This is a genomic window from Streptomyces sp. V4I2 (assembly GCF_030817655.1).
Classification (GTDB): domain Bacteria; phylum Actinomycetota; class Actinomycetes; order Streptomycetales; family Streptomycetaceae; genus Streptomyces; species Streptomyces plumbiresistens.
Genome location: NZ_JAUSZM010000003.1, coordinates 8,911,856 through 8,932,722, shown reverse-complemented (window position 1 = coordinate 8,932,722; position 20,867 = coordinate 8,911,856). Strand labels below are relative to the sequence as shown.

The following is a 20,867-nucleotide window of genomic DNA, read 5'->3' as shown; positions in this document are numbered from 1 at the left end:
CCGGCGGGGCCCTGGGAAGCGGGGTGGGCTCTTTCGCCCGGGTCCGGGTGGACTACTTGCCCGTGAACTTCTCGTACTCCTTGAGGACCTCGTCGGTCGGGCCGTCCATACGCAGCTCGCCGCGTTCCAGCCACAGGACGCGGTTGCAGGTGTCACGGATCGACTTGTTGTTGTGGCTGACGAGAAACACCGTGCCGGCCTCCGTTCGCAGCTCCCGGATCCGCTCCTCGGAGCGCTTCTGGAACTTGCGGTCGCCGGTGGCCAGGGCCTCGTCGATCATCAGGACGTCGTGGTCCTTGGCGGCGGCGATGGAGAACCGCAGGCGGGCGGCCATACCGGAGGAGTAGGTGCGCATCGGGAGGGTGATGAAGTCGCCCTTCTCGTTGATGCCGGAGAACTCGACGATCTCCTCGTAGCGCTCCTTGATCTGCTCCCGGGTCATTCCCATGGCGAGCCCGCCCAATATGACGTTCCGCTCGCCGGTGAGGTCGTTCATGAGGGCCGCGTTGACGCCGAGCAGGGAAGGCTGGCCGTCGGTGTAGACCTTGCCCTTCTCCGCGGGGAGGAGACCGGCGATGGCGCGCAGCAGGGTCGACTTGCCGGAGCCGTTCGAGCCGATCAGGCCGATGGCCTCGCCCCGGTAGGCGACGAAGGAGACGCCCTTGACGGCGTGCACCTTGCGCACCCCGCGTTCCTCGCCTCGCTTGAGTATGCGGCTGAGGGCCGCGGTCGCGCTGCCCTTGCCGGCCTTGGCGCCGTTGACGCGGTAGACGATGTGCAGCTCGTCCGCGATGACGGTGGGGATCCGCTCCTCGAAGGTGTGATCAGCCACGGCCGTACCTCTCCTCCGCCTTCCAGAAGTACACGAAACCGCCGACCGCCACGAGCAGCGCCCAGCCGCCCGCGGCCGCCCAGACGTGGTCGGGCAGGTTCTCGGAGCCGTAGCCGTCGATCAGCGCGAAGCGCATCAGGTCCATGTAGATGGCGGCCGGGTTCCACTGCAGGACGGACGCCATCCAGGCCGGCTTGTCCTCCAGCATGATCGGGATGGAGAACATCACGCCGGACGCGTACATCCACGTACGCATCACGAACGGCATGAGCTGTGCGAGGTCCGGGGTCTTCGAGCCCGCCCGGGCCATGATCAGGGCGAGGCCGGTGTTGAAGGCGAACTGCAGGACCAGGACCGGGACGATCAGCGCCCAGGACAGGTCGGGGTAGCTGCCGAAGGCGGCCGTGACCGCGAACAGCACGATCATCGAGGCCAGCAGCTGCTGGAGCTGCTGGAGCGCGAAGGAGACCGGCAGCGAGGCGCGTGGGAAGTGCAGGGCGCGGACCAGGCCGAGGTTTCCGGAGATCGCGCGGACGCCCGCCATCACCGAGCTCTGCGTGAAGGTGAACACGAAGACGCCGGTGACCAGGAACGGGATGTACACCTCGCGGGACATGCCGCGGTCGGCCTCGAGGATCACGCCGAAGATGAAGAAGTACACGGCCGCGTTCAGCAGCGGCGTGACCACCTGCCACAGCTGGCCCAGCTTCGCCTGGCTGTACTGGGCGGTCAGCTTCGCCCGGGAGAAGGCGAGGATGAAGTGACGCCGGTCCCAGAGCTGGCGGACGTACTCGACGAGGGAGGGGCGGGCGCCGCTCACGGTCAGCCCGTACTTCTCGGCGAGCCGTGCCGCCGTCAGGCCCTCGTCGGGCGGTACGGGCGCGCTCACCGCGACCGAGCCGTCGTGCGTTGTCTCACTCACTAGTGGAAACTTTCGTCTTCGGGATGCGCAGCCTGTGCGGGCATGGCATGAGCCCGGAACCTCGGTACGGCCCCGGTGCACTCAGGAACGAGCTTGTCAGATGACAGGGGGCCGGCCCAGCCGAGTCAGCCGCCACACCGTACGCCACTTCATGGGCCGGCGCGGTCCGCAGGGCATCGTCCAGCCTTCCCGGAATCCGCCGAACCACGCCTTCAGGGCGGAGCGCGAGGGACGGCGCAGCAGGGTGAGCAGCAGCCAGACACCCAGGTAGACCGGGATCAGGAGCCTGGGCAGGTTGCGGCGGGCGAGCCAGACCCGGTTGCGGGCGACCATGCGGTGGTAGACCGCGTGCCGGGAGGGCGCGGTGGTGGGGTGGTACAGCACCATGTCGGACCGGTAGTCGATCATCCAGCCCGCGTCGAGGGCCCGCCATGCCAGGTCGGTTTCCTCGTGTGCGTAGAAGAATTCGTCCGGGAGACCGCCGACTTCCGCGAGAACTTGGGTGCGTACGGCGTTGGCGCCGCCGAGGAAGGTGGTGACCCGGGAGGAGCGCATCGGGTCGGAGGCGCGCAGCCGCGGGACGTGGCGGCGCTGGGTGATCCCGGTCTCGGGGTCGGCGATGCGGAAGCTGATGATGCCGAGTTCGGGGTCGGCCTCGAAGGCCCGGCGGCACAGCTCGGCGGTGTCGTGGCCGGCGAGGAGGCCGTCGTCGTCGAGGAACAGCAGTATGTCGACGTCGCGGCCGCTGGGGCCGAAGGCCTCGATGCCGACGTTGCGGCCGCCGGGGATGCCGAGGTTCTCCGGCAGTTCGATGGTGCGGACGCCTTCGGGGACGTCCGGGACGGGCGAGCCGTTGCCGACGACGACCGCCTCGACGCGGTCGCCGTCCTGCTTGGCGACCGAGTCGAGCAGGGCACGCAGTTCGTCGGGGCGGTTGCCCATGGTGATGATGACCGCGCCGACCTTCATGCCACTCATCGCAGCCTGCTCGACGCGAGGATGGACACGAGGTGCAGCAGGGTCTGCAGGAGCGCGATGCCGGCCAGGACCGCGACGCCGAGGCGGGAGAAGAACAGGTCGTCCCGCACCGTGTCCAGGACCGCCAGGACCAGGATCAGCAGGGACGCCTCGATGCCGAGCACCAGGCGGTGGAACTTCAGTGCCGCGGCGGCCCTGCGGGCCAGCGCCATGCCGGACGAGCGCGGCTCGGCGGCCGACTCCTTGACCGGTGGCAGGCCGCCCTGGTGGCGGGCGACGCCGACGAGGTCGGTCTCGGCCTTGATCAGGATCGCGCCGAGCGCGGCGAGCGTGCCGAGGAAGGCCCACAGCCAGTCGATGCGCCCGCTGCCCCACAGGTCGGCGGCGCGCAGGCCGAAGCCGACGAGCACGGCCGCGTCGGTCAGGTAGGCGCCGACCCGGTCCAGGTAGACCCCGCCGAGCGAGAACTGCTGCTTCCAGCGGGCGATCTCGCCGTCGACGCAGTCCAGCAGCAGGTACAGCTGGACGCACACCACGCCGAGCACGGCGCCCGGGATCCCCGGCACCAGGAGTGCCGGGGCCGCCAGGACGCCGAAGACGGTCATCAGGTACGTGAGCTGGTTGGGCGTGACCCTGGTGTTGACCAGGTAGCGGTCGACCCGCAGGGACACCTCGCGCATGTAGAGGCGCCCCATCCAGTGCTCACCGCTGCGCCGGTCCTTCACCCCCGCGGGGTGGACGACCGGCCGGAGTTCAGCTACCGATGGCCTTGACATAGTCGGCGTAGATGTCCTTGATCTGTTCGGTCTTGAGGTCGAGGTGTTCGAGGATCGTGTAGCGGCCGGGCCTGGTCTCCGGAGCGAACTCCACGACCCGGACGAACTCGTCCACCGTGAAGCCGATCTCCTCCGGGAGCACCGGAAGCCCGTGCCGACGCAGCACCTCGGCCATGTAGGCCGACTCCTCGTGGGCTCCGCGCAGGTACATCGCGAAGGCGGCGCCCAGTCCGCACTGCTCTCCGTGGGCGGCCGCCCGCTTGGGGAAGAGCAGGTCGAAGGCGTGGTTGATCTCGTGGCATGCCCCGGAGGAGGGGCGGGAGTCGCCGGACACCGACATCGCGATACCGCTGAGGACCAGCGCCTCGGCGAGCACCTGGAGGAAGTCGGTGTCCCCGATGCCGCCCGGGTGCCTGAGGACCGCCTCGCCGGCCTGCCGGGCGATCGCGGCGGCAAGGCCGTCGATCTTCTCGCCCTTGACGCGGTTGGCGAGCTCCCAGTCGGCGATCGCGGAGATGTTGGAGACGGCGTCGCCGATTCCAGCGCGTACGAAGCGGACCGGGGCCTCGCGGATGACGTCGAGGTCGATGACGACCGCGATCGGGTTCGGGACGCCGTAGGAGCCGCGGCCCGCGTCGTTGTCGAGGGTGGCGACCGGCGAGCACAGGCCGTCGTGCGCGAGGTTCGTCGGTACGGCGACCAGCGGGAGGCCGACGCGTGCCGCGGCGAACTTGGCGCAGTCGATGATCTTGCCGCCGCCGAGGCCCACGACCGCGTCGTAGTGGCCGGCCTTTATGTCGCCGGCCAGCCGGACCGCGTCGTCGAGGGTGCCGCCGCCGACCTCGTACCAGGTCGCGCCGGGCAGCGAGGGGGCGAGGCGCTCACGCAGCTTGGCGCCGGAGCCGCCGCTGACGGCGATGGCGAGCCGGCCGGAGTGCGAGATGCGCTCGTCGGCGAGGACCCCGACCAGGTCGTCCAGGGCACCCGGGCGGATGTCCACGACGACCGGCGAGGGGATGAGCCGGGTCAGTAGAGGCACGCGATCTCCCGTCCACGGGCGAGATCGTCGTGGTTGTCGATCTCGACCCACTTGACGTCGCCGATCGGCGCCACGTCGATCCGGAAGCCGCGGTTCACGAGCTCCTGGTAGCCGTGCTCGTAGAACTGCTGCGGGTCCGTCTCCCACACCGTCTTCAGCGCGTCGGCCAGCTCCGGGGCGGCGTCGCCCTCGATGAGGGTGACGCCGATGTACTCGCCGGTGGCCTCGGCCGGGTCCATCAGCTTGGTGATCTTCGTCATGCCCTTGGCGGGGTCGACGACGACCTTCATCTCCTCGTCCGCCAGGGACTTCACCGTGTCCAGGGCGAGGATGATCTTCTTGCCGTCGCCGCGGGCGGCGAGCAGCGTCTTCTCGACGGAGACCGGGTGGACGGTGTCGCCGTTGGCGAGGATCACGCCGTCCTTGAGGGCGTCACGGCCGCACCACAGGGAGTAGGCGTTGTTCCACTCCTCGGCCTTGTCGTTGTCGATGAGCGTGAGCTTGAGGCCGTACTTCTGCTCCAGGGCCGCCCGGCGCTCGTACACGGCTTCCTTGCGGTAGCCGACGATGATCGCGACCTCGGTCAGACCGATCTCGGCGAAGTTGCCGAGGGTCAGGTCCAGGACCGTCGGTTCGCCCTCTATGCCCGCGGGCCCCACCGGCACCAGCGCCTTGGGAAGGCTGTCGGTGTAGGGGCGCAGACGCCGTCCGGCGCCGGCCGCCAGCACGAGGCCGATCATGCGGGTTCTCCTTCATCGTGTACGGCGGGCGCGCCACCCTTGTGGGCGGACACCCAGAAGCGGATGCTCTCGAAGAGCACCACCAGGGCGACGGCCACGGCGAGGGCCGTGAGCGCGACCTTGAACTGCGAGGCGGAGAGCACCGCGGCCAGGACGGTGACGAGCAGCGTCCGCCCTTCGTGCCCCCCGATGGCGCGCACCAGCCAGGCCGGGGGCGCCCCGGCGTTGCCGCGGATGCGGTACACCGTGTCGTAGTGATGGTAGGCGACTGCCCCCACCAGGCCGAAAGCTGCAGGAAGGGCCCCGTTCACGTCCGCTTGGGCCGCCAGTACCAGGACGGTGCCGTATTCGGCGGCGCGGAAGAGCGGGGGGACGAGCCAGTCGAGGGCGCCCTTGAGGGGCTGCACGACAGCAGCGCCCGAGGTGAGCACGTACAGCGCGGCCAGGACAACGGGCCACGCGCTGCCGTACGGCTCCAGCGCCGCGACGCCGACCATCAGCGCGGCGGCAGGCAGCACGAGGAAGGCGCGGGAGCCGAGCGGGCCGTAGGTGGGCAGCTTGCGAAGGAGTGCGGCCACTCCCTCGGCGAGCGGCCCGCTGTCCGCCAGGTCCGCCAGCGCCTGCGCCGCCCGGTCGGTCCGCGTGGCCTTCCGCGTCAGCGACCGCAGCACCCGGCCCGCCGTCGTGTACGTCGCGGCGAACGCGCACCCGATGAGCAGCGCGTAGAAGGTGATACGCGGAGTGGTCACCGCCGTGAGGACGGCGATCATCGCCCACCGTTCACCGATCGGCAGGACGATCATCCGGCGCACCCACACCGTCCACCCGACGCTGTCCAGCTTGTCGGAAAGGGCAGCCGTGGGGCTGGTGTTGGCGGTGGCGTCGTGGTTGGCCTCGTTGAAGGAGAAGTCCACGATGTGCCGGCAGCTCTGCAGGACCATCGCGCCGAGCGCGAGGGCCCAGACATCGTCACTGCCGCCGCCGCGGGCGGCTCCGAGGGCCAGGCCCGCGTAGTAGGCGTACTCCTTGGCCCGGTCGAAGGTGGCGTCCAGCCAGGCGCCGAGCGTCGAGTACTGCAGGGAGTAGCGGGCGAGCTGTCCGTCGGTGCAGTCGAGGACGAAGGAGAAGATCAGCAGGATGCCCGCGGCGATGAAACCGCCGCGCGTTCCGGTGGCCGCGCAGCCCGCCGCTATCAGCGCGGTGATCAGGGAGGCGGTGGTGACCTGGTTCGGGGTCAGGCCCCGGCGGGCACACCAGCGGGCGAGGTAGCGGGAGTACGGGCTGATGCAGTAAGTGGTGAAGAAGCCGTCGCGGGCCTTCACAGCCGACTTCAGGCGTACGGCCTCGTCGTCGACGGCGGCCACGGCCTGCCGTGCCTCGTTGCGGGCCTGCGGGTCGGCCGGGACCTCGGCGACCAGGCTGCCGAGCTCGGGGCGGTGCACCTCGGTGCCGTCGGCGGCCAGGGCGGCGACGACGCGGTCGGCGAGGCTGTCGACGGCGAGGGCCGTACCGCCGCCCGCGGAGTTCTCGCGGGCCACTGCCCGGGTCAGGGCCTGGCGGCCGGCCGGCTGGGCGGTCACCGCTCCCGGCACCGCGGCGAGCGGGAAGCGGGGGTCGGTGAGGCCGAGGCGCAGCGCGTGGACGTGCCCCACCAACCGGGCGTCGACCACGGCGACCCGCTGGTCACCCGGCACCCGGGCGAGGAGCGCCTCGGCGTCGGCGGCGTCGGCGGCGGTCCGGACGTCGAAGCCGAGGGACCGCAGATCACCCTCGATCGACGATCCGGGGACCGGCTGACCGGTGAGGATGGCGGTCGACAACCGAACTCACTCCCTGAACTCCGACGTGTGGGCGCCGGGCATGTGCATGGTGGGGCGCCCCTTGGCGTGGTGGGACTGCACCAGCCGGGCGGCGTGTCGGCAGAGGCTATCGGATCCCCGGAAGCTGGTGTTCACCGCCCGTTCACGGGCAGATCAACACCGTCTCCACCGGCCTTTGCCACGATCATCATCGGTGATCACGTGCCCCGCCCACAAACCTGCCCTCCCAGACCGGGCATCCCGGACATTGCGCGGAGTGTCGGGGCGTGCGCATAAGGTGGGCGACCATGACATGGCTGATCACCGGCGGTGCCGGATACATCGGGGCCCATGTGGCGCGGGCCATGACCGACGCCGGGGAGCGCGTCCTCGTCCTCGACGACCTCTCGGCCGGGATGCCAGCACGGCTGCCGGCGGGCGTTCCGCTCGTCCACGGCTCGTCGCTGGACGCGGGCCTGCTGAAGCGGGTGTGCGCCGAGCACGGGGTGACGGGCGTGGTGCATCTCGCCGCACGCAAACAGGTCGCCGAGTCCGTGGCGCAGCCGACGCGCTACTACCGGGAGAACGTCGGCGGCCTCACCACGCTTCTGGAAGCGGTCGCCGAGGCCGGGATCAAGCGCTTCGTCTTCTCCTCCTCGGCGGCCGTGTACGGCAACCCCGATGTGGACCTGATCACGGAGGACACTCCGTGTGTTCCGGTGAACCCGTACGGCGAGACCAAGCTCGCCGGGGAGTGGCTGGTGCGGGCGGCGGGCCGGGCGCACGGCATCTCGACCGTGTGCCTGCGCTACTTCAACGTGGCCGGGGCGGCCGCGCCCGAGCTGGCGGACACCGGGGTCTTCAACATCGTCCCCATGGTCTTCGACCGGCTCACCCGCGACGAGGCACCGCGGATCTTCGGCGACGACTATCCGACACCGGACGGGACGTGCATCCGTGACTACATTCATGTCGCCGATCTCGCCGAGGCCCACCTCGCGGCGGCCCGTCGGCTGACCGAGGACACCACGCCCGGCGACCTGACGGTCAACATCGGTCGCGGAGAGGGCGTCTCCGTACGCGAACTGATCACGGTCATCGGTGAGGTGAGCGGCGACCGGCGGCCTGCCCTCGTGGAGGCCAGGCGTCCCGGGGACGCGCCCCGCGCGGTCGCCTCGGCCGCCCGGGCCGCCGAGCAGTTGGGCTGGACGGCCCGGCGCGGGGTGCGCGAGATGGTCGGGTCGGCGTGGCAGGGGTGGCTGCGGCACCACGGCGGGTGAGCCGGGCGGGAGTTGGCCGCCGCCCTGACCTGCGGATCGTTTCTGCAGGTCAGGGCACATGACAACGGTGTTCAGTGCCGCGTTGCCCCATACCCCCCACCCGTAGTTCACTGGGGTCCCGGGCGGAAAACAGGAGGCGCTTTTCATGGGGGCTGGGCACGATCACGGGCATACGCACGGTCCGCCGGCGGGTACGGCGACCGCCGCGTACCGCGGGAGGCTGCGGGTCGCGCTGTCCATCACGCTCGGCGTCATGGTGGTCGAGATCATCGGCGGCGTGGTCGCCGACTCGCTGGCGCTGGTCGCCGACGCGGCGCACATGGCGACCGACGCGCTGGGCCTCGGCATGGCGCTCCTCGCGATCCACTTCGGGAGCCTCCCGCCCAGCGACCGGCGCACCTTCGGGCTGGCCCGCGCCGAGATCCTCGCCGCCCTCGCCAACTGCCTGCTGCTGCTCGGGGTCGGCGGATACGTCCTGTACGAGGCGATCCAGCGGTTCGTCACACCCGCCGGCACCGAGGGCGGGCTGACCATCGTGTTCGGCGCGATCGGCCTGGTCGCCAACATGGTCTCGCTGTCGCTGCTGATGCGCGGCCAGAAGGACAGCCTGAACGTGCGCGGCGCGTTCCTGGAGGTGGCCGCGGACGCGTTGGGCTCGGTCGCGGTGCTGATCTCCGCGGTGGTGATCCTGACCACCGGCTGGCAGGCCGCCGACCCGATCGCCTCGCTCGTCATCGGCCTGATGATCGTGCCGCGCACCTGGAAGCTGCTGCGCGAGACCCTGGACGTGCTGCTGGAGGCGGCTCCCAAGGACGTGGACATCGCGGACGTGCGGGCCCACATACTGGCCCTGGACGGTGTCGAGGACGTCCACGACCTGCACGCCTGGACGATCACCTCCGGGATGCCGGTCCTGTCCGCGCACGTGGTGGTGCGCTCGGACGTCCTGAGCGCGATCGGCCACGAGAAGATGCTGCACGAGCTCCAGGGCTGCCTCGGCGACCACTTCGACGTGGAGCACTGCACCTTCCAGCTGGAGCCGAGCGGGCACGCGGAGCACGAGGCGCGGCTGTGCCACTGACACACGGGTTCGGGCACTGAAACCCGGGTTCGGACGGAACGCATCGGTCCGGTGGACGGCTGCGTCCTCATACTCACAGCCCCGCCCCGGACGGTTCCTCGGCCGCCGCGCCGGGCACGATCAGCTGCCGGGAGTGCCGGATTCGTACGGCACACTTGGGGCGCGAAGACCAATGCGAAGGATGGGTATGCCGATCACACCTGCCACCGCGACGCACAGTTCGTCGAACGGCACCGTGGACGCGATTTTGCTGGAACTGGTCGACGAGAACGGTGTGACGATCGGCACCGCGGAGAAGCTCGCCGCCCATCAGCCGCCGGGGCGGCTGCACCGCGCCTTCTCGGTGTTCCTGTTCGACGAGCACGGCCGGCTGCTGCTCCAGCAGCGGGCGCTGGGCAAGTACCACTCCCCCGGCGTCTGGTCCAACACCTGCTGCGGCCACCCCTATCCCGGCGAGGCGCCCTTCGCGGCGGCCGCCCGGCGGACGTACGAGGAGCTCGGCGTCTCCCCCTCGCTGCTCGCCGAGGCGGGCACGGTCCGCTACAACCACCCCGACCCGGCCTCGGGCCTGGTCGAGCAGGAGTACAACCACCTCTTCGTCGGGCTGGTGCAGTCCCCACTGCGGCCGGACCCGGAGGAGGTCGGCGCGACCGCCTTCGTGTCTCCCGCCGAGCTGGCGGAGCGGCACGCGAAGGACACCTTCTCCGCCTGGTTCATGACCGTCCTGGACGCGGCCCGCCCCGCCGTCCGGGAGCTGACGGACACGTCCGCCGGCTGGTAAGCCGCCTTACGGCACGCTCGCGGGCTTGAGCGGCAGGGCGGCCCAGATCACCTTGCCGCCGCTCGCCGTGTGCTCGACGTCGCACACCCCACCCGCCTCCCGGGTGATCTCGCTCACCAGGAGGAGTCCGCGGCCGCCGGTCCGGCCGTGGTCGGCCTCCAGGGCGGTCGGGCGGTAGGGATGGTTGTCCTCCACGGACACCCGCACCCACTCCGCGCCGACGGCGATCTCCACGGCGAGCATCGGCGACAGCAGCGCCGCGTGCCGCACCGCGTTCGTGACCAGCTCCGAGACGATCAGCAGCAGCCCCTGGACGAGGTCGTCCGAGACCGGCACTCCCTGGCGGTGCAGCAGGTCCCGTACGGCATGCCGCGCCTGCGGGACCGAGGCGTCGACGGCGGGAGCGGTGAACCGCCACACCCCTTCGTACGGCAGCGGTTCCGGCGGCCTCGGGGCGCCGGGCTCGTCCGTGCCGTCTGCTGGGCGTGGGCCGGACCCGCGCCCATGGTCTTCCATCGTCCGGTCGCCATCCTTGCGCTCGATTGTCACCACATCTCGAGTGTTGGTAACGAGCCCCTCCACCCCGAAGAACTGAACACAAGTCAGCGCCTATCGAGCGGTTCTGACCGTTGGCGTATGACAGCGTCAGTTGTGGGACCGCTCTTGTCCGCCTCTCACCGCCTTCGCGGACTATTCGGGTTGTACGGGTTTGACCGCCCCCTCGTCCGATTCGTTCCGCCTGTCGCTCTCATCGGACCTCTTGATCGCCGGCGCGGACGGGGCGGATAGCATCCGGCGCATGGAGCCGCAGCTGTTGCACACCGTCGCCGACTCGGTCGCCACCGTCGTCATCCACCATCCGGCCAAGCGCAACGCGATGACGGCCGCGATGTGGCGGGCCCTGCCGCCGCTCCTCGACACGCTGGCCGCCGACCCGGACGTACGGGCGCTGGTGCTGACCGGTGAGGGCTCGACGTTCTGCGCGGGAGCCGACATCTCCACGCTGCGGGGGTCGCCGGACGAGGCGCAGGGGTTGGCCGTGCGTGCCGAGGAGGCCCTCGCCGCCTTCCCGAAGCCGACGCTCGCGGCGGTCCGCGGTCACTGTGTGGGCGGCGGGTCGCAGCTCGCGGCGGCCTGTGATCTGCGGTTCGCCGAGGAGGGCGCGCTGTTCGGGGTGACGCCGGCGAAGCTCGGAATCGTGTATCTGGCGTCCTCCACCCGGCGGTTGGTGTCGCTGGTGGGGCCGGCCGCGGCCAAGTACCTGCTGTTCTCGGGTGAATTGATCGACACCGAGCGAGCGCTGCGCACGGGTCTGGTGGACGAGGTGCTGCCCGAGGGCGGACTCGCCGAGCGGGTGGCGGAGTTCGGCCGGATCCTGGTGTCCCGCTCGCAGCTGACACAGGCCGCGGCGAAGGAGTTCGCGGACGGGTGCACGGACCGCGACGCGTTCTGGGCCGGGCAGGCGCGCGGCAGCGGCGACACCGCGGAGGGGGTCGCCGCGTTCCTGGAGCGCAGACAGCCGCGCTTCACCTGGAGCGTGTCTACGTCGGAGTGAAGCGGCTCTTGGCGCGGAACTCCTCGACGAGGTGCGCCGGGGCCTTGTGCGGGGATCCGGCGTCGTAGGGCGGCTGCGGGTCGTACTCCGTCAACAGCTGGACCGCCTGGGCGTGTTCGTCGCCCGCGATCCTGCCGAGCAGGGTCAGGCCCATGTCGATGCCGGAGGAGACGCCGGCCGCGGTGACGTACTTGCCGTCGAAGACGACCCGCTCCTCGGTCGGTTCGGCGCCGAACCGCTTCAGGAAGTCGAGCGCCAGCCAGTGCGAGGTCGCTCGGCGCCCGGTGAGCAGGCCGGCCGCGGCGAGCAGCAGGGAGCCGGTGCACACGGAGGTCGTCCAGGTGCTGGTGGCGTCGGCGGTGCGCAGCCAGTCCAGGAGGGTCTCGTTCTCCATCTGCGGGGTCTGGCCGGGGCCGCCGGGCACGACCACGATGTCGGGGTCCGGCACGTCGGCGAGCGTCCGGTCGGCGGTGAGGGCGAGGTTCCCGGTGTCGGTGCGCACCGGGCCGGTCCGCTCGGCCACGAAGACGGTCTCCGCGTCCGGGAGGCGGCCCAGGGTCTCGTACGCGCCGACGGCGTCCAGGGCGGTGAAGCGGTCGAAGAGGACGATGGCGATCTGCATCTGCTTCCTTTCGGCGGGCGGGCGGGTGAGGGGTAGGGGGCGGGTGCGGCAGGTGGCGGGTGCGGGCGTCAGCGGGCGGACGCGGAGCAGGTGGCGGGTGCGGGCGTCAGCGGGCGGGTGCGGAACAGCAGGCGGGTGCGAGCGTCAGCGGGCGGACGCGGAACAGCAGGCGGGTGCAGGGCAGCGGGCGGCAAGGGGGCGAGTGCGGGCGTCAGCGGGCGGATGCAGGGCAGCGGGCGGATGCAGGCAAGGGGACAGGTGCGGGCGTCAGCGGGCGGATGCGGGGCAGGGGGCGAGTGCGGGCAAGGGGGCGGGTGCGGGCGTCAGCGGGCGGGTGCGGGGCGGAACCGGCGGCGGTACTCGGCCGGGGCCGCGCCGAGCGTCTTGAGGAAGGCGCGGCGCATGGCCTCGGGGGTGCCGTAGCCGCTGGCGCGGGAGATCTCCTCGACTCCGTCGCCGGTGTCCTCCAGGAGGCGGCGGGCGTGTTCGAGGCGGACCCGGTCGACGTAGCGGCCGGGTGTCATGCCGGTCTCGGTGCGGAAGGCGCGGGCGAAGTGGCGGGGTGACAGCCGGGCGCGTTCGGCGAGCGACTCGACGCTCAGGTCTCCGGCGGGATGCTCGGTGATCCACTGCTGGACCTCCCGCAGCGGTTCGCGCTGAGCGGTCTGGGCAGCCAGCTGGGCGCTGAACTGGGCCTGGTTTCCGGGCCTGCGCAGGAAGACGACCAGGTGGCGGGCGACGGTGAGCGCCGCTTCCCGGTCCAGGTCCTCCTCGACGAGGGCCAGGGCCAGGTCGATGCCCGAGGTGACGCCCGCCGAGGTGGAGACCTGCCCGTCCCGTATGTAGATGGGGGCCGGGTCGACGTCGATGGCGGGGTGGTCGCGGGCGAGTCTGTCGCAGTACGCCCAGTGGGTAGTGGCGCGGCGGCCGTCCAGCAGGCCCGCCTCGGCGAGCAGGATCGCGCCGGTGCACACGGAGACGAGGCGCCGCGCTCGGGGGCCGTGCTCGCGCAGCCATCCGGTCAGCCGCGGGTCGGGGGTCCGGGTGCCCTGGCCGCCCGGGACGAGGAGGGTGTGCGGGCCCGGTGTGTCGGCGAGGGTCGCGTCCGGTACCAGGGTCAGGCCGCTGGAGGTGCGCACGGGAGCGCCGTCCAGGGAGGCCGTGCGCACGCGGTACGTGCCCGGGGTGTGCTTCTCGGCCCCGGCGAAGACCTCGACGGGGCCGGAGACGTCCAGGCTCTGGACGCCGTCGAAGAGGACGACGAGAACGGATCGCTGCGGCATGGGGCCGATTCTTCGCCGAGGGCGGCGTGGCGGCAATGACGAGTACCCCACCTTTTCTGCCATGCGGCCTGCCATGGCCGCCGGGCGGGCTGCCGGGACCGCTGGGACGGTGAGCATGGCCCGCGATCGCCGAGGTACTCGGTGATCCCGGCCGCAGTGGCCGGGAGTCGAAAGGGGAATGACGTGTTCCGTGCGATCGCAGACGTACTGCGCCAGATCGGTGGGGCCATCGCCACCGTCGTGACGCTGCCCTTCCGGGCACTGGCCCGGCTCTTCGGAGGCGCCTCGAGTTCGACGCGCAGCCGCAGGGTCTGACCGCCCGGCCCGCCGGGATTCCGCCCTGGACCCCGACTGTCGGTGCCACCTGCCACAATTGCCGCGCAACCTCAGTGGAGAAGGCGGTACGGCATCGTGACGACACCCCTCGTAGGGTCCATCGAAGGCAGGATCGCCGAGGAACTCGGCGTACGGGAGCGGCAGGTCAGGGCTGCCGTGGAACTGCTCGACGGCGGTTCGACGGTGCCCTTCATCGCCCGCTACCGCAAGGAAGCGACCGAGATGCTCGACGACGCGCAGCTGCGCACGCTCGAGGAGCGGCTGCGCTATCTGCGGGAGCTGGAGGAGCGGCGGACGGCGATCCTGGAGTCGGTGCGCGAGCAGGACAAGCTGACGCCCGAGCTCGAGGCGCAGATCCGCGGCGCCGAGACCAAGGCGCGGCTGGAGGACATCTACCTGCCGTTCAAGCCGAAGCGGCGCACCAAGGCGCAGATCGCCCGCGAGGCCGGTCTCGAGCCGCTGGCGCAGGGGCTGCTCGGTGACCCGGGCGTGGAGCCCCTCGCCGCGGCCGCCGCGTTCGTCGACGCCGACAAGGGTGTCGCCGATCCGCAGGCGGCTCTCGACGGCGCCCGGGCGATCCTCACCGAACGGTTCTCGGAGGACGCCGACCTGATCGGTGAGCTGCGCGAGCGCATGTGGGTGCGCGGACGGCTGGTCGCCAAGGTGCGGGAGGGCAAGGAGGAGGCGGGCGCCAAGTTCTCCGACTACTTCGACTTCGCCGAACCGTTCACCGCACTGCCCTCGCACCGCATCCTGGCGATGCTGCGCGGCGAGAAGGAGGACGTCCTCGACCTCGTCCTGGAGCCGGAGGAGCCGACGGAGGGCCCTTCGTCGTACGAGGGGATGGTGGCGCACCGGTTCGGGATCACCGACCGGGGCCGACCGGGCGACAAGTGGCTGCAGGACACGGTCCGCTGGGCCTGGCGCACCCGTCTCCTCGTGCATCTCGGCCTTGACCTCAGGCTGCGGCTGCGGACGGCCGCCGAGGACGAGGCCGTCAACGTGTTCGCGGCGAACCTGCGCGACCTGCTGCTCGCCGCCCCGGCCGGCACCCGCGCGACGCTGGGGCTGGACCCCGGGTTCCGTACGGGCGTCAAGGTCGCCGTGGTCGACGCGACCGGCAAGGTGGTGGCGACGGACGTCATTTACCCGCATGTCCCGGCGAACAGGTGGGACGAGGCGATCGCCAAGCTGGCCCGCCTCGCGAAGGAGCACGCGGTCGAGCTGGTCTCGATCGGCAACGGCACGGCGTCCCGGGAGACCGACAAGCTCGCCGGTGAACTGATCGCCAAGCATCCGGAGTTGAACCTCACCAAGGTGATGGTGTCGGAGGCGGGCGCCTCCGTGTACTCGGCCTCCGCGTTCGCCTCCCAGGAGCTGCCCGACATGGACGTGTCGCTGCGCGGCGCCGTGTCGATCGCGCGCCGGCTCCAGGACCCGCTGGCCGAGCTGGTGAAGATCGACCCGAAGTCGATCGGGGTCGGCCAGTACCAGCACGACCTGTCCGAGGTGAAGCTGTCGCGTTCGCTGGACGCGGTGGTGGAGGACTGCGTGAACGGCGTGGGGGTCGACGTGAACACCGCCTCGGCACCGCTGCTCGCCCGGGTCTCCGGCATCTCCTCGGGGCTCGCCGAGAACATCGTGGCGCACCGCGACGCGAACGGGCCGTTCAAGTCCCGCGCGCAGCTCAAGGGCGTGGCGCGGCTGGGCCCCAAGGCGTACGAGCAGTGCGCGGGCTTCCTCAGGATCCGCGAGGGCGACGACCCGCTGGACGCGTCCAGCGTGCACCCGGAGGCGTATCCCGTCGTACGGCGGATGGTGAAGACCGCCGGGCAGGAGGTGGCCTCGCTCGTCGGCAACACCGGTGTGCTGCGCTCCCTGAATCCGCAGGACTTCGTCAACGAGACCTTCGGTCTGCCGACGGTGACCGACATCCTCAAGGAGCTGGAGAAGCCGGGGCGCGACCCGCGGCCCGCGTTCAAGACGGCCACCTTCAAGGAGGGCGTCGAGAAGATCGGCGACCTGTCCTCCGGGATGATCCTGGAGGGGGTGGTCACGAACGTGGCGGCCTTCGGGGCGTTCGTCGACGTCGGCGTCCACCAGGACGGCCTGGTGCACGTGTCCGCGATGTCGAAGACGTTCGTCAAGGACCCGCGGGACGTGGTGAAGCCGGGCGACATCGTCAAGGTGAAGGTGCTGGACATCGACATCCCGCGCAAGCGGATCTCGCTGACGCTGCGCCTCGACGACGAGGCGGCACCGCAGGACCGGCAGCCCGCCTCGGGCGGCGGCGAGCGCCGGCAGCGGGGCGGACGTCCGCCGCAGCAGCGGCAGAACCGGGGCGGCGGCAGTGGTGGCGGTGGCGGTGCCTCGCGTCAGGCTCCGCCGCCTTCCAACAGCGCGATGGCCGACGCCCTGCGCAAGGCGGGTCTCGTCGACCCGAAGAAGGGCAGGCGCTGACAAGGCGGCGTCCGAGCGGTCCGGCCCGGATTCTCCGGTATGCCACGGAGAGTCCGGGCCGGTTCGTCCGTAGGGTGGCGCCATGCGGACCTCACGTGTGCTCACCTGGGACGTGTCCGAAAGCGGGGGCTACGAGACGGCCTGGGTCGACCTCGACGAAAAGGTGCTGCGGGCCCGTGGCCGGGCGGTCGGCACCGTGCCCGAGACGCACTGGATCTCGTACGCGCTCGACACGGCCGACGGCTTCGTCACCCGCCGTCTGCTGGTGGAGGCCGCCACGCCGCACGGCACCCGCTTCCTCGACCTGCGCCGCGACGACGGGGGCCACTGGACCATGAACGGCGAGCGGATCCCCCAGGTCGACGGCGCCCTCGACTGCGACCTCGGGCTGTGCCCGCTCACCAACACCATGCCGGTGCTGCGGCACGGCCTTCATCGAGAGCCCGGGGAGCGCGAGTTCCTGATGGCGTGGGTGCGGGTCCCCGAGCTGACCGTGGAGCCGTCCCGGCAGACCTACACGCACCTCGGCCAGGGACGGGTGCGCTTCGCCTCCGGCGACTTCCGCAGCGACCTGGAGTTCGACGAGGACGGCTGCGTGGTCGACTATCCGGGCCTGGCGCGGCGTCTCACCTCACGTTAGCGCTCGGTCACCTTGCCGTCCGCCACCTCCAGGCGGCGGCTCACGTGGACCGCGTCCAGCATCCGCCGGTCGTGGGTGACCAGGAGAAGTGTGCCCTCGTAGGCGTCCAGCGCCGACTCCAGTTGTTCGATGGCCGGCAGGTCCAGGTGGTTGGTCGGCTCGTCGAGGACCAGGAGGTTCACCCCCCGGCCCTGGAGCAGGGCCAGCGCGGCCCTGGTGCGTTCGCCCGGGGAGAGCGTGGCGGCCGGGCGCAGGACGTGGTCCGCCTTGAGGCCGAACTTGGCCAGGAGGGTGCGGACCTCGGCCGGTTCGGTGTCCGGGACGGCCGCGCCGAAGGCGTCCAGCAGGGCTTCCGGGCCGTGGAACAGCTTGCGGGCCTGGTCGACCTCGCCGATCAGGACGCCCGAGCCGAGTGAGGCGCTGCCCGCGTCCGGCTGGAGGCGGCCCAGGAGGACGGCGAGGAGCGTCGACTTGCCCGCGCCGTTCGCTCCCGTCACCGCCACCCGGTCCGCCCAGTCGATCTGGAGGGACACCGGGCCGAGCACGAAGTCGCCGCGCCGGACCTCGGCGTCCCGCAGGGTCGCGACGACCGCGCCCGAGCGCGGGGCGGACGCGATCTCCATGCGCAGGTCCCACTCCTTGCGGGGCTCCTCGACGACGTCGAGGCGTTCGATCATGCGCTGGGTCTGGCGGGCCTTGGCGGCCTGCTTCTCGCTGGCCTCGCTGCGGAACTTGCGGCCGATCTTGTCGTTGTCGTTGGCCGCCTTGCGGCGCGCGTTCTTCACGCCCTTGTCCATCCAGGAGCGCTGGGTCTGGGCCCGCTCCTGGAGGGCGGCCTTCTTGTCGGCGTACTCCTCGAAGTCGCCGCGGGCGTGCCGGCGGGCGACCTCCCGCTCCTCCAGGTAGGCCTCGTAGCCGCCGCCGTAGAGGGTGATCTGCTGCTGGGCGAGGTCGAGTTCGAGGACCTTGGTGACCGTGCGGGTGAGGAACTCGCGGTCGTGGCTGACGACGACCGTGCCGGCGCGCAGGCCGCTCACGAAGCGTTCGAGGCGCTCCAGGCCGTCCAGGTCGAGGTCGTTCGTCGGCTCGTCGAGGAGGAAGACGTCGTACCGGGACAGGAGCAGGGAGGCGAGGCCGGCCCGGGCCGCCTGGCCGCCCGACAGCGAGGTCATCGGCTGGTCCAGGTCGACCGCCAGGCCGAGCGAGTCGGCGACCTCTTCCGCCCGCTCGTCCAGGTCGGCGCCGCCGAGGTCGAGCCAGCGCTCCAGGCTCGTCGCGTAGGCGTCGTCGGCGCCCGGTGCGCCGTCGACCAGGGCCTGGGTGGCCTCGTCCATCGTGCGCTGGGCCTCGGCGACGCCGGTGCGGCGGGCGAGGAAGTCCCGGACGGACTCGCCGGGCCGTCGCTCCGGCTCCTGCGGCAGATGGCCGACGGTCGCCGTCGGCGGGGACAGCCGCAGCTCGCCCTCCTCCGGGGCGGTGAGGCCGGCGAGCAGCGTGAGCAGCGTGGACTTGCCCGCGCCGTTGGCTCCGACCAGCCCGATGACGTCTCCGGGCGCGACGACGAGGTCGAGCCCGGAGAACAGGGGGCGGTCGCCGTGGCCGGCGGCGAGATTCTTGGCGACGAGGGTGGCAGTCATCAGACCGCCGATGATAGTGGCCCGGCGCGGCGGCCCGCGTCCGGGTTTTTCAGTGCGCCATCGCCTCCACCAGCACACTCCCCGAGGTGCGCGCCACCACGAAGGACTCCCCCTTGACCGCTTTGGTGTCCAGGGCGATGCGGTGGCGGCCCGGTTCCAGGATGCCGTCGAAGAGCTCGTGGGCGTGGGTGCGGTAGAGGCGGTCGAGGCGGTACGCGGTGAGGCGGACCCGGCACGGGGAGGTGACCTCGACGCCCGCCTCGCCGTCCGCGGCCACCAGGCGGGTGAGGCGGCGCCGTTCCACGGGACTGCGGTCCAGGGCGTTCTCGATCTGGGCGACGAGGAGGGGGACGATCGGGGCGAGGCCGTCGACGTAGGCCACGTCGACTCCCGCGCGTTCGAAGGAGTGGCGCACGGAGGCACGTTCCTCCTCGGTGACCGCTCGGCCGAAGGCTACGGCGCCGTAGGTGCGCAGTTCGTCGGCGGGGACGTCCTGCGCGTCCCGGGTGATGTCGGCGCCGATGCCGATGGTGCGCAGGGCGGCGGCGAGCTTGGCGAGGAGGGCGACGCGGGCGCCGATCAGCAGCACGCGGCGCCGGCGGGTGTCGGCGGAGGTGTCCAGGAGTGAGCTCAGCGCCGCCCGGTACTCGGCGCCGTGGAAGCGGAACGGACCGATGCCGTGGTAGCCGTTGAGCTCCAGGTCGGCGTGTTCGTCGGTCTGCCAGGCGAAGTCCCGCCAGATGTAGTCGTCGTCGTCCCGGTCGATCACGGCGGTGACCGCGCCGCAGGCCAGGTCCTCGCAGTCGGGGCAGCCGTAGACGACGTAGCGGCCGTCGGGCAGCGGTGCGTCCGTCTCCCGGAGCAGGCTGCGGACCTGGGCGGTGAAGATCGCGGGCGGGATGTCCGAGGCGAGCGGGGAGACGGCGTCGAGGTCGGAGAGCTGGAAGAGGAGCGGGCGTCCGTCGACGATGAAGTCCACGAAGTCCCGGTGGATGTGGTATTCACCGTTGGCGAGGACTTCACCGGCACGCATCGCCGGTGCCAGGCCGAAGGTCGCGTACTCGGCAGACATGCTGTGAGTATCCCCAGAGCGGGCTCTGTCTGAGCACGGCATGACATATTCCGCTACTGTCCGCCGATGGAAAGCGAACGGCAGGACGCCGTCGTCGTGGTCGGCGGCGGTGTCATCGGCCTGACGACGGCCCTCGTGCTCGCCGAGCGCGGCCGGCGGGTGCGGGTGTGGACGCGGGATCCGGTCGAGCGGACCACCTCGGCGGTGGCCGGGGCGCTGTGGTGGCCGTACGCGATCGAGCCGGTCGAGCTCGCCCGCACGTGGGCGCTGCGCTCGCTGGACGTCTACGAGAAGCTGGCGGCCTCCCCCGAGCTGACCGGCGTACGCATGGTCGAAGGGGTACAGGGCGAGGCGGACCTGGACCAGGCCGTGGCCTGGGCGGGCGCGCGGCTGCCGGGGCTGCGGGCCGCGACGGCCGAGGAGTACGCCGGGACGGGGATGTGGGCCCGCCTCCCGCTCATCGACATGTCGACTCATCTGCCGTGGCTGCGGGAGCGTTTCCTCGCCGCGGGCGGGGTGATCGAGACGCGTACGGTGGCCGACCTGGCGGTGGCCGACCTGGCGGAGGTCGACGCGCCCGTCGTGGTCAACTGCACGGGACTGGCCGCACGCGAGCTGGTGCCGGACGCTTCCGTGCGTCCCGTGCGCGGGCAGCTGGTTGTCGTGGAGAACCCCGGCATCCGCACCTGGCTCGTCTCCACGAACGCGGCCGGGGAGACGGCGTACTTCTTCCCGCAGCCCGGCCGGCTCGTGCTGGGCGGCACCACGGACGAGGACCAGTGGTCTCTCGAACCCGATCCCGCGGTGGCGGAGGCGATCGTACGGCGGTGTGCGGCGCTGCGGCCCGAGATCGCCGGGGCGCGCGTGCTGGGGCACCTGGTGGGGCTCAGGCCCTCCCGGGACGCGGTCCGGCTGGAGCGTGAACTCCTGCCCGATGGACGGGTGTTGGTGCACAACTACGGTCACGGCGGTGGCGGTGTGACCGTGGCCTGGGGGTGCGCGGAGGAGGCGGCCGGGCTGGCCGCCCCCTGAGA

The 20,867-nt window shown here is 71.5% G+C and carries 20 protein-coding genes; 8 read left to right on the top strand and 12 right to left on the bottom strand.

The features are described 5' to 3' along the window. Positions 1 to 52: 52 nt before the first annotated feature. From QFZ76_RS41785 to QFZ76_RS41755, 7 genes are all read right to left on the bottom strand, one after another. Positions 53 to 832 (bottom strand): ABC transporter ATP-binding protein, encoded by a 780-nt coding sequence (locus tag QFZ76_RS41785; RefSeq protein ID WP_307678552.1) that lies wholly within the window; start codon positions 830 to 832, stop codon positions 53 to 55. Then, positions 825 to 1,754 carry an ABC transporter permease gene (locus QFZ76_RS41780; RefSeq protein WP_266450410.1) on the bottom strand — a complete coding sequence of 310 codons (930 nt, stop codon included), beginning with the start codon at positions 1,752 to 1,754 and terminating at the stop codon, positions 825 to 827. Before QFZ76_RS41780 ends, QFZ76_RS41785 begins: the two co-directional genes overlap by 8 nt. 96 nt (positions 1,755 to 1,850) lie before the next feature. Next, positions 1,851 to 2,732: a glycosyltransferase family 2 protein gene (locus QFZ76_RS41775; protein ID WP_307678551.1), complete on the bottom strand. Its 882-nt coding sequence runs from the start codon at positions 2,730 to 2,732 to the stop codon at positions 1,851 to 1,853. Beyond that, a complete protein-coding gene (locus QFZ76_RS41770) occupies positions 2,729 to 3,508 on the bottom strand; it encodes a CDP-alcohol phosphatidyltransferase family protein (protein WP_307678550.1) in 780 nt (259 codons plus the stop codon). Before QFZ76_RS41770 ends, QFZ76_RS41775 begins: the two co-directional genes overlap by 4 nt. Next, entirely contained in the window at positions 3,486 to 4,547 is a 1,062-nt protein-coding gene (locus tag QFZ76_RS41765) for an iron-containing alcohol dehydrogenase family protein (RefSeq protein WP_307678549.1), read from the bottom strand. Before QFZ76_RS41765 ends, QFZ76_RS41770 begins: the two co-directional genes overlap by 23 nt. Further along, entirely contained in the window at positions 4,535 to 5,287 is a 753-nt protein-coding gene (locus QFZ76_RS41760) for a phosphocholine cytidylyltransferase family protein (protein ID WP_307678548.1), read from the bottom strand. Before QFZ76_RS41760 ends, QFZ76_RS41765 begins: the two co-directional genes overlap by 13 nt. Continuing rightward, positions 5,284 to 7,107: a DUF5941 domain-containing protein gene (locus tag QFZ76_RS41755; protein ID WP_307678547.1), complete on the bottom strand. Its 1,824-nt coding sequence runs from the start codon at positions 7,105 to 7,107 to the stop codon at positions 5,284 to 5,286. Before QFZ76_RS41755 ends, QFZ76_RS41760 begins: the two co-directional genes overlap by 4 nt. A 287-nt stretch (positions 7,108 to 7,394) precedes the next feature. Here QFZ76_RS41755 and galE point away from each other — a divergent pair, with 287 nt between their 5' ends. From galE to idi, 3 genes are all read left to right on the top strand, one after another. Then, positions 7,395 to 8,366 (top strand): UDP-glucose 4-epimerase GalE, encoded by a 972-nt coding sequence (gene galE, locus QFZ76_RS41750; RefSeq protein WP_307678546.1) that lies wholly within the window; start codon positions 7,395 to 7,397, stop codon positions 8,364 to 8,366. A gap of 145 nt (positions 8,367 to 8,511) precedes the next feature. Further along, the gene (locus QFZ76_RS41745) at positions 8,512 to 9,447 is read left to right on the top strand and encodes a cation diffusion facilitator family transporter (RefSeq protein ID WP_307678545.1); all 936 of its coding nucleotides are present in this window, start codon (positions 8,512 to 8,514) and stop codon (positions 9,445 to 9,447) included. Positions 9,448 to 9,634: 187 nt separating this feature from the next. Next, positions 9,635 to 10,228, top strand: a complete 594-nt coding sequence (gene idi, locus QFZ76_RS41740) for an isopentenyl-diphosphate Delta-isomerase (protein ID WP_307678544.1) — start codon at positions 9,635 to 9,637, stop codon at positions 10,226 to 10,228. A 6-nt stretch (positions 10,229 to 10,234) separates the two neighbouring features. Here the strand turns inward: idi and QFZ76_RS41735 are convergent, their stop codons facing one another. Next, the gene (locus QFZ76_RS41735) at positions 10,235 to 10,744 is read right to left on the bottom strand and encodes an ATP-binding protein (RefSeq protein WP_307678543.1); all 510 of its coding nucleotides are present in this window, start codon (positions 10,742 to 10,744) and stop codon (positions 10,235 to 10,237) included. 283 nt (positions 10,745 to 11,027) lie between these two features. Between QFZ76_RS41735 and QFZ76_RS41730 the strand changes: the two genes are divergently transcribed. Then, entirely contained in the window at positions 11,028 to 11,783 is a 756-nt protein-coding gene (locus QFZ76_RS41730; protein WP_307678542.1) for an enoyl-CoA hydratase/isomerase family protein, read from the top strand. Here QFZ76_RS41730 and QFZ76_RS41725 read toward each other — a convergent pair. Together QFZ76_RS41725 and QFZ76_RS41720 are read right to left on the bottom strand one after the other, a co-directional pair. Then, positions 11,770 to 12,405 (bottom strand): DJ-1/PfpI family protein, encoded by a 636-nt coding sequence (locus tag QFZ76_RS41725; protein ID WP_307678541.1) that lies wholly within the window; start codon positions 12,403 to 12,405, stop codon positions 11,770 to 11,772. The genes QFZ76_RS41730 and QFZ76_RS41725 overlap by 14 nt on opposite strands. A gap of 323 nt (positions 12,406 to 12,728) precedes the next feature. Next, a complete protein-coding gene (locus QFZ76_RS41720) occupies positions 12,729 to 13,688 on the bottom strand; it encodes a GlxA family transcriptional regulator (protein ID WP_307678540.1) in 960 nt (319 codons plus the stop codon). A 183-nt stretch (positions 13,689 to 13,871) separates the two neighbouring features. Here QFZ76_RS41720 and QFZ76_RS41715 point away from each other — a divergent pair, with 183 nt between their 5' ends. The 3 genes from QFZ76_RS41715 to QFZ76_RS41705 all read left to right on the top strand — a co-directional run bounded on the left by QFZ76_RS41715 (position 13,872) and on the right by QFZ76_RS41705 (position 17,124). Continuing rightward, entirely contained in the window at positions 13,872 to 14,003 is a 132-nt protein-coding gene (locus QFZ76_RS41715) for an LPFR motif small protein (protein WP_010042827.1), read from the top strand. A gap of 96 nt (positions 14,004 to 14,099) precedes the next feature. Further along, a complete protein-coding gene (locus QFZ76_RS41710; RefSeq protein WP_307678539.1) occupies positions 14,100 to 16,484 on the top strand; it encodes a Tex family protein in 2,385 nt (794 codons plus the stop codon). Between the two features lie 82 nt (positions 16,485 to 16,566). Continuing rightward, entirely contained in the window at positions 16,567 to 17,124 is a 558-nt protein-coding gene (locus QFZ76_RS41705; protein WP_307678538.1) for a putative glycolipid-binding domain-containing protein, read from the top strand. Here the strand turns inward: QFZ76_RS41705 and QFZ76_RS41700 are convergent. Together QFZ76_RS41700 and QFZ76_RS41695 are read right to left on the bottom strand one after the other, a co-directional pair. Further along, complete coding sequence (locus QFZ76_RS41700; protein ID WP_307678537.1) at positions 17,121 to 18,761, bottom strand: ABC-F family ATP-binding cassette domain-containing protein; 1,641 nt, start codon at positions 18,759 to 18,761, stop codon at positions 17,121 to 17,123. The two genes, QFZ76_RS41705 and QFZ76_RS41700, sit on opposite strands and share 4 nt — an antisense overlap. A 49-nt stretch (positions 18,762 to 18,810) precedes the next feature. After that, positions 18,811 to 19,833 (bottom strand): oxidoreductase, encoded by a 1,023-nt coding sequence (locus QFZ76_RS41695; protein ID WP_307678536.1) that lies wholly within the window; start codon positions 19,831 to 19,833, stop codon positions 18,811 to 18,813. A 66-nt stretch (positions 19,834 to 19,899) separates the two neighbouring features. Here QFZ76_RS41695 and QFZ76_RS41690 point away from each other — a divergent pair, with 66 nt between their 5' ends. After that, entirely contained in the window at positions 19,900 to 20,865 is a 966-nt protein-coding gene (locus tag QFZ76_RS41690) for an FAD-dependent oxidoreductase (protein ID WP_307678535.1), read from the top strand. Positions 20,866 to 20,867 lie beyond the last annotated feature (2 nt).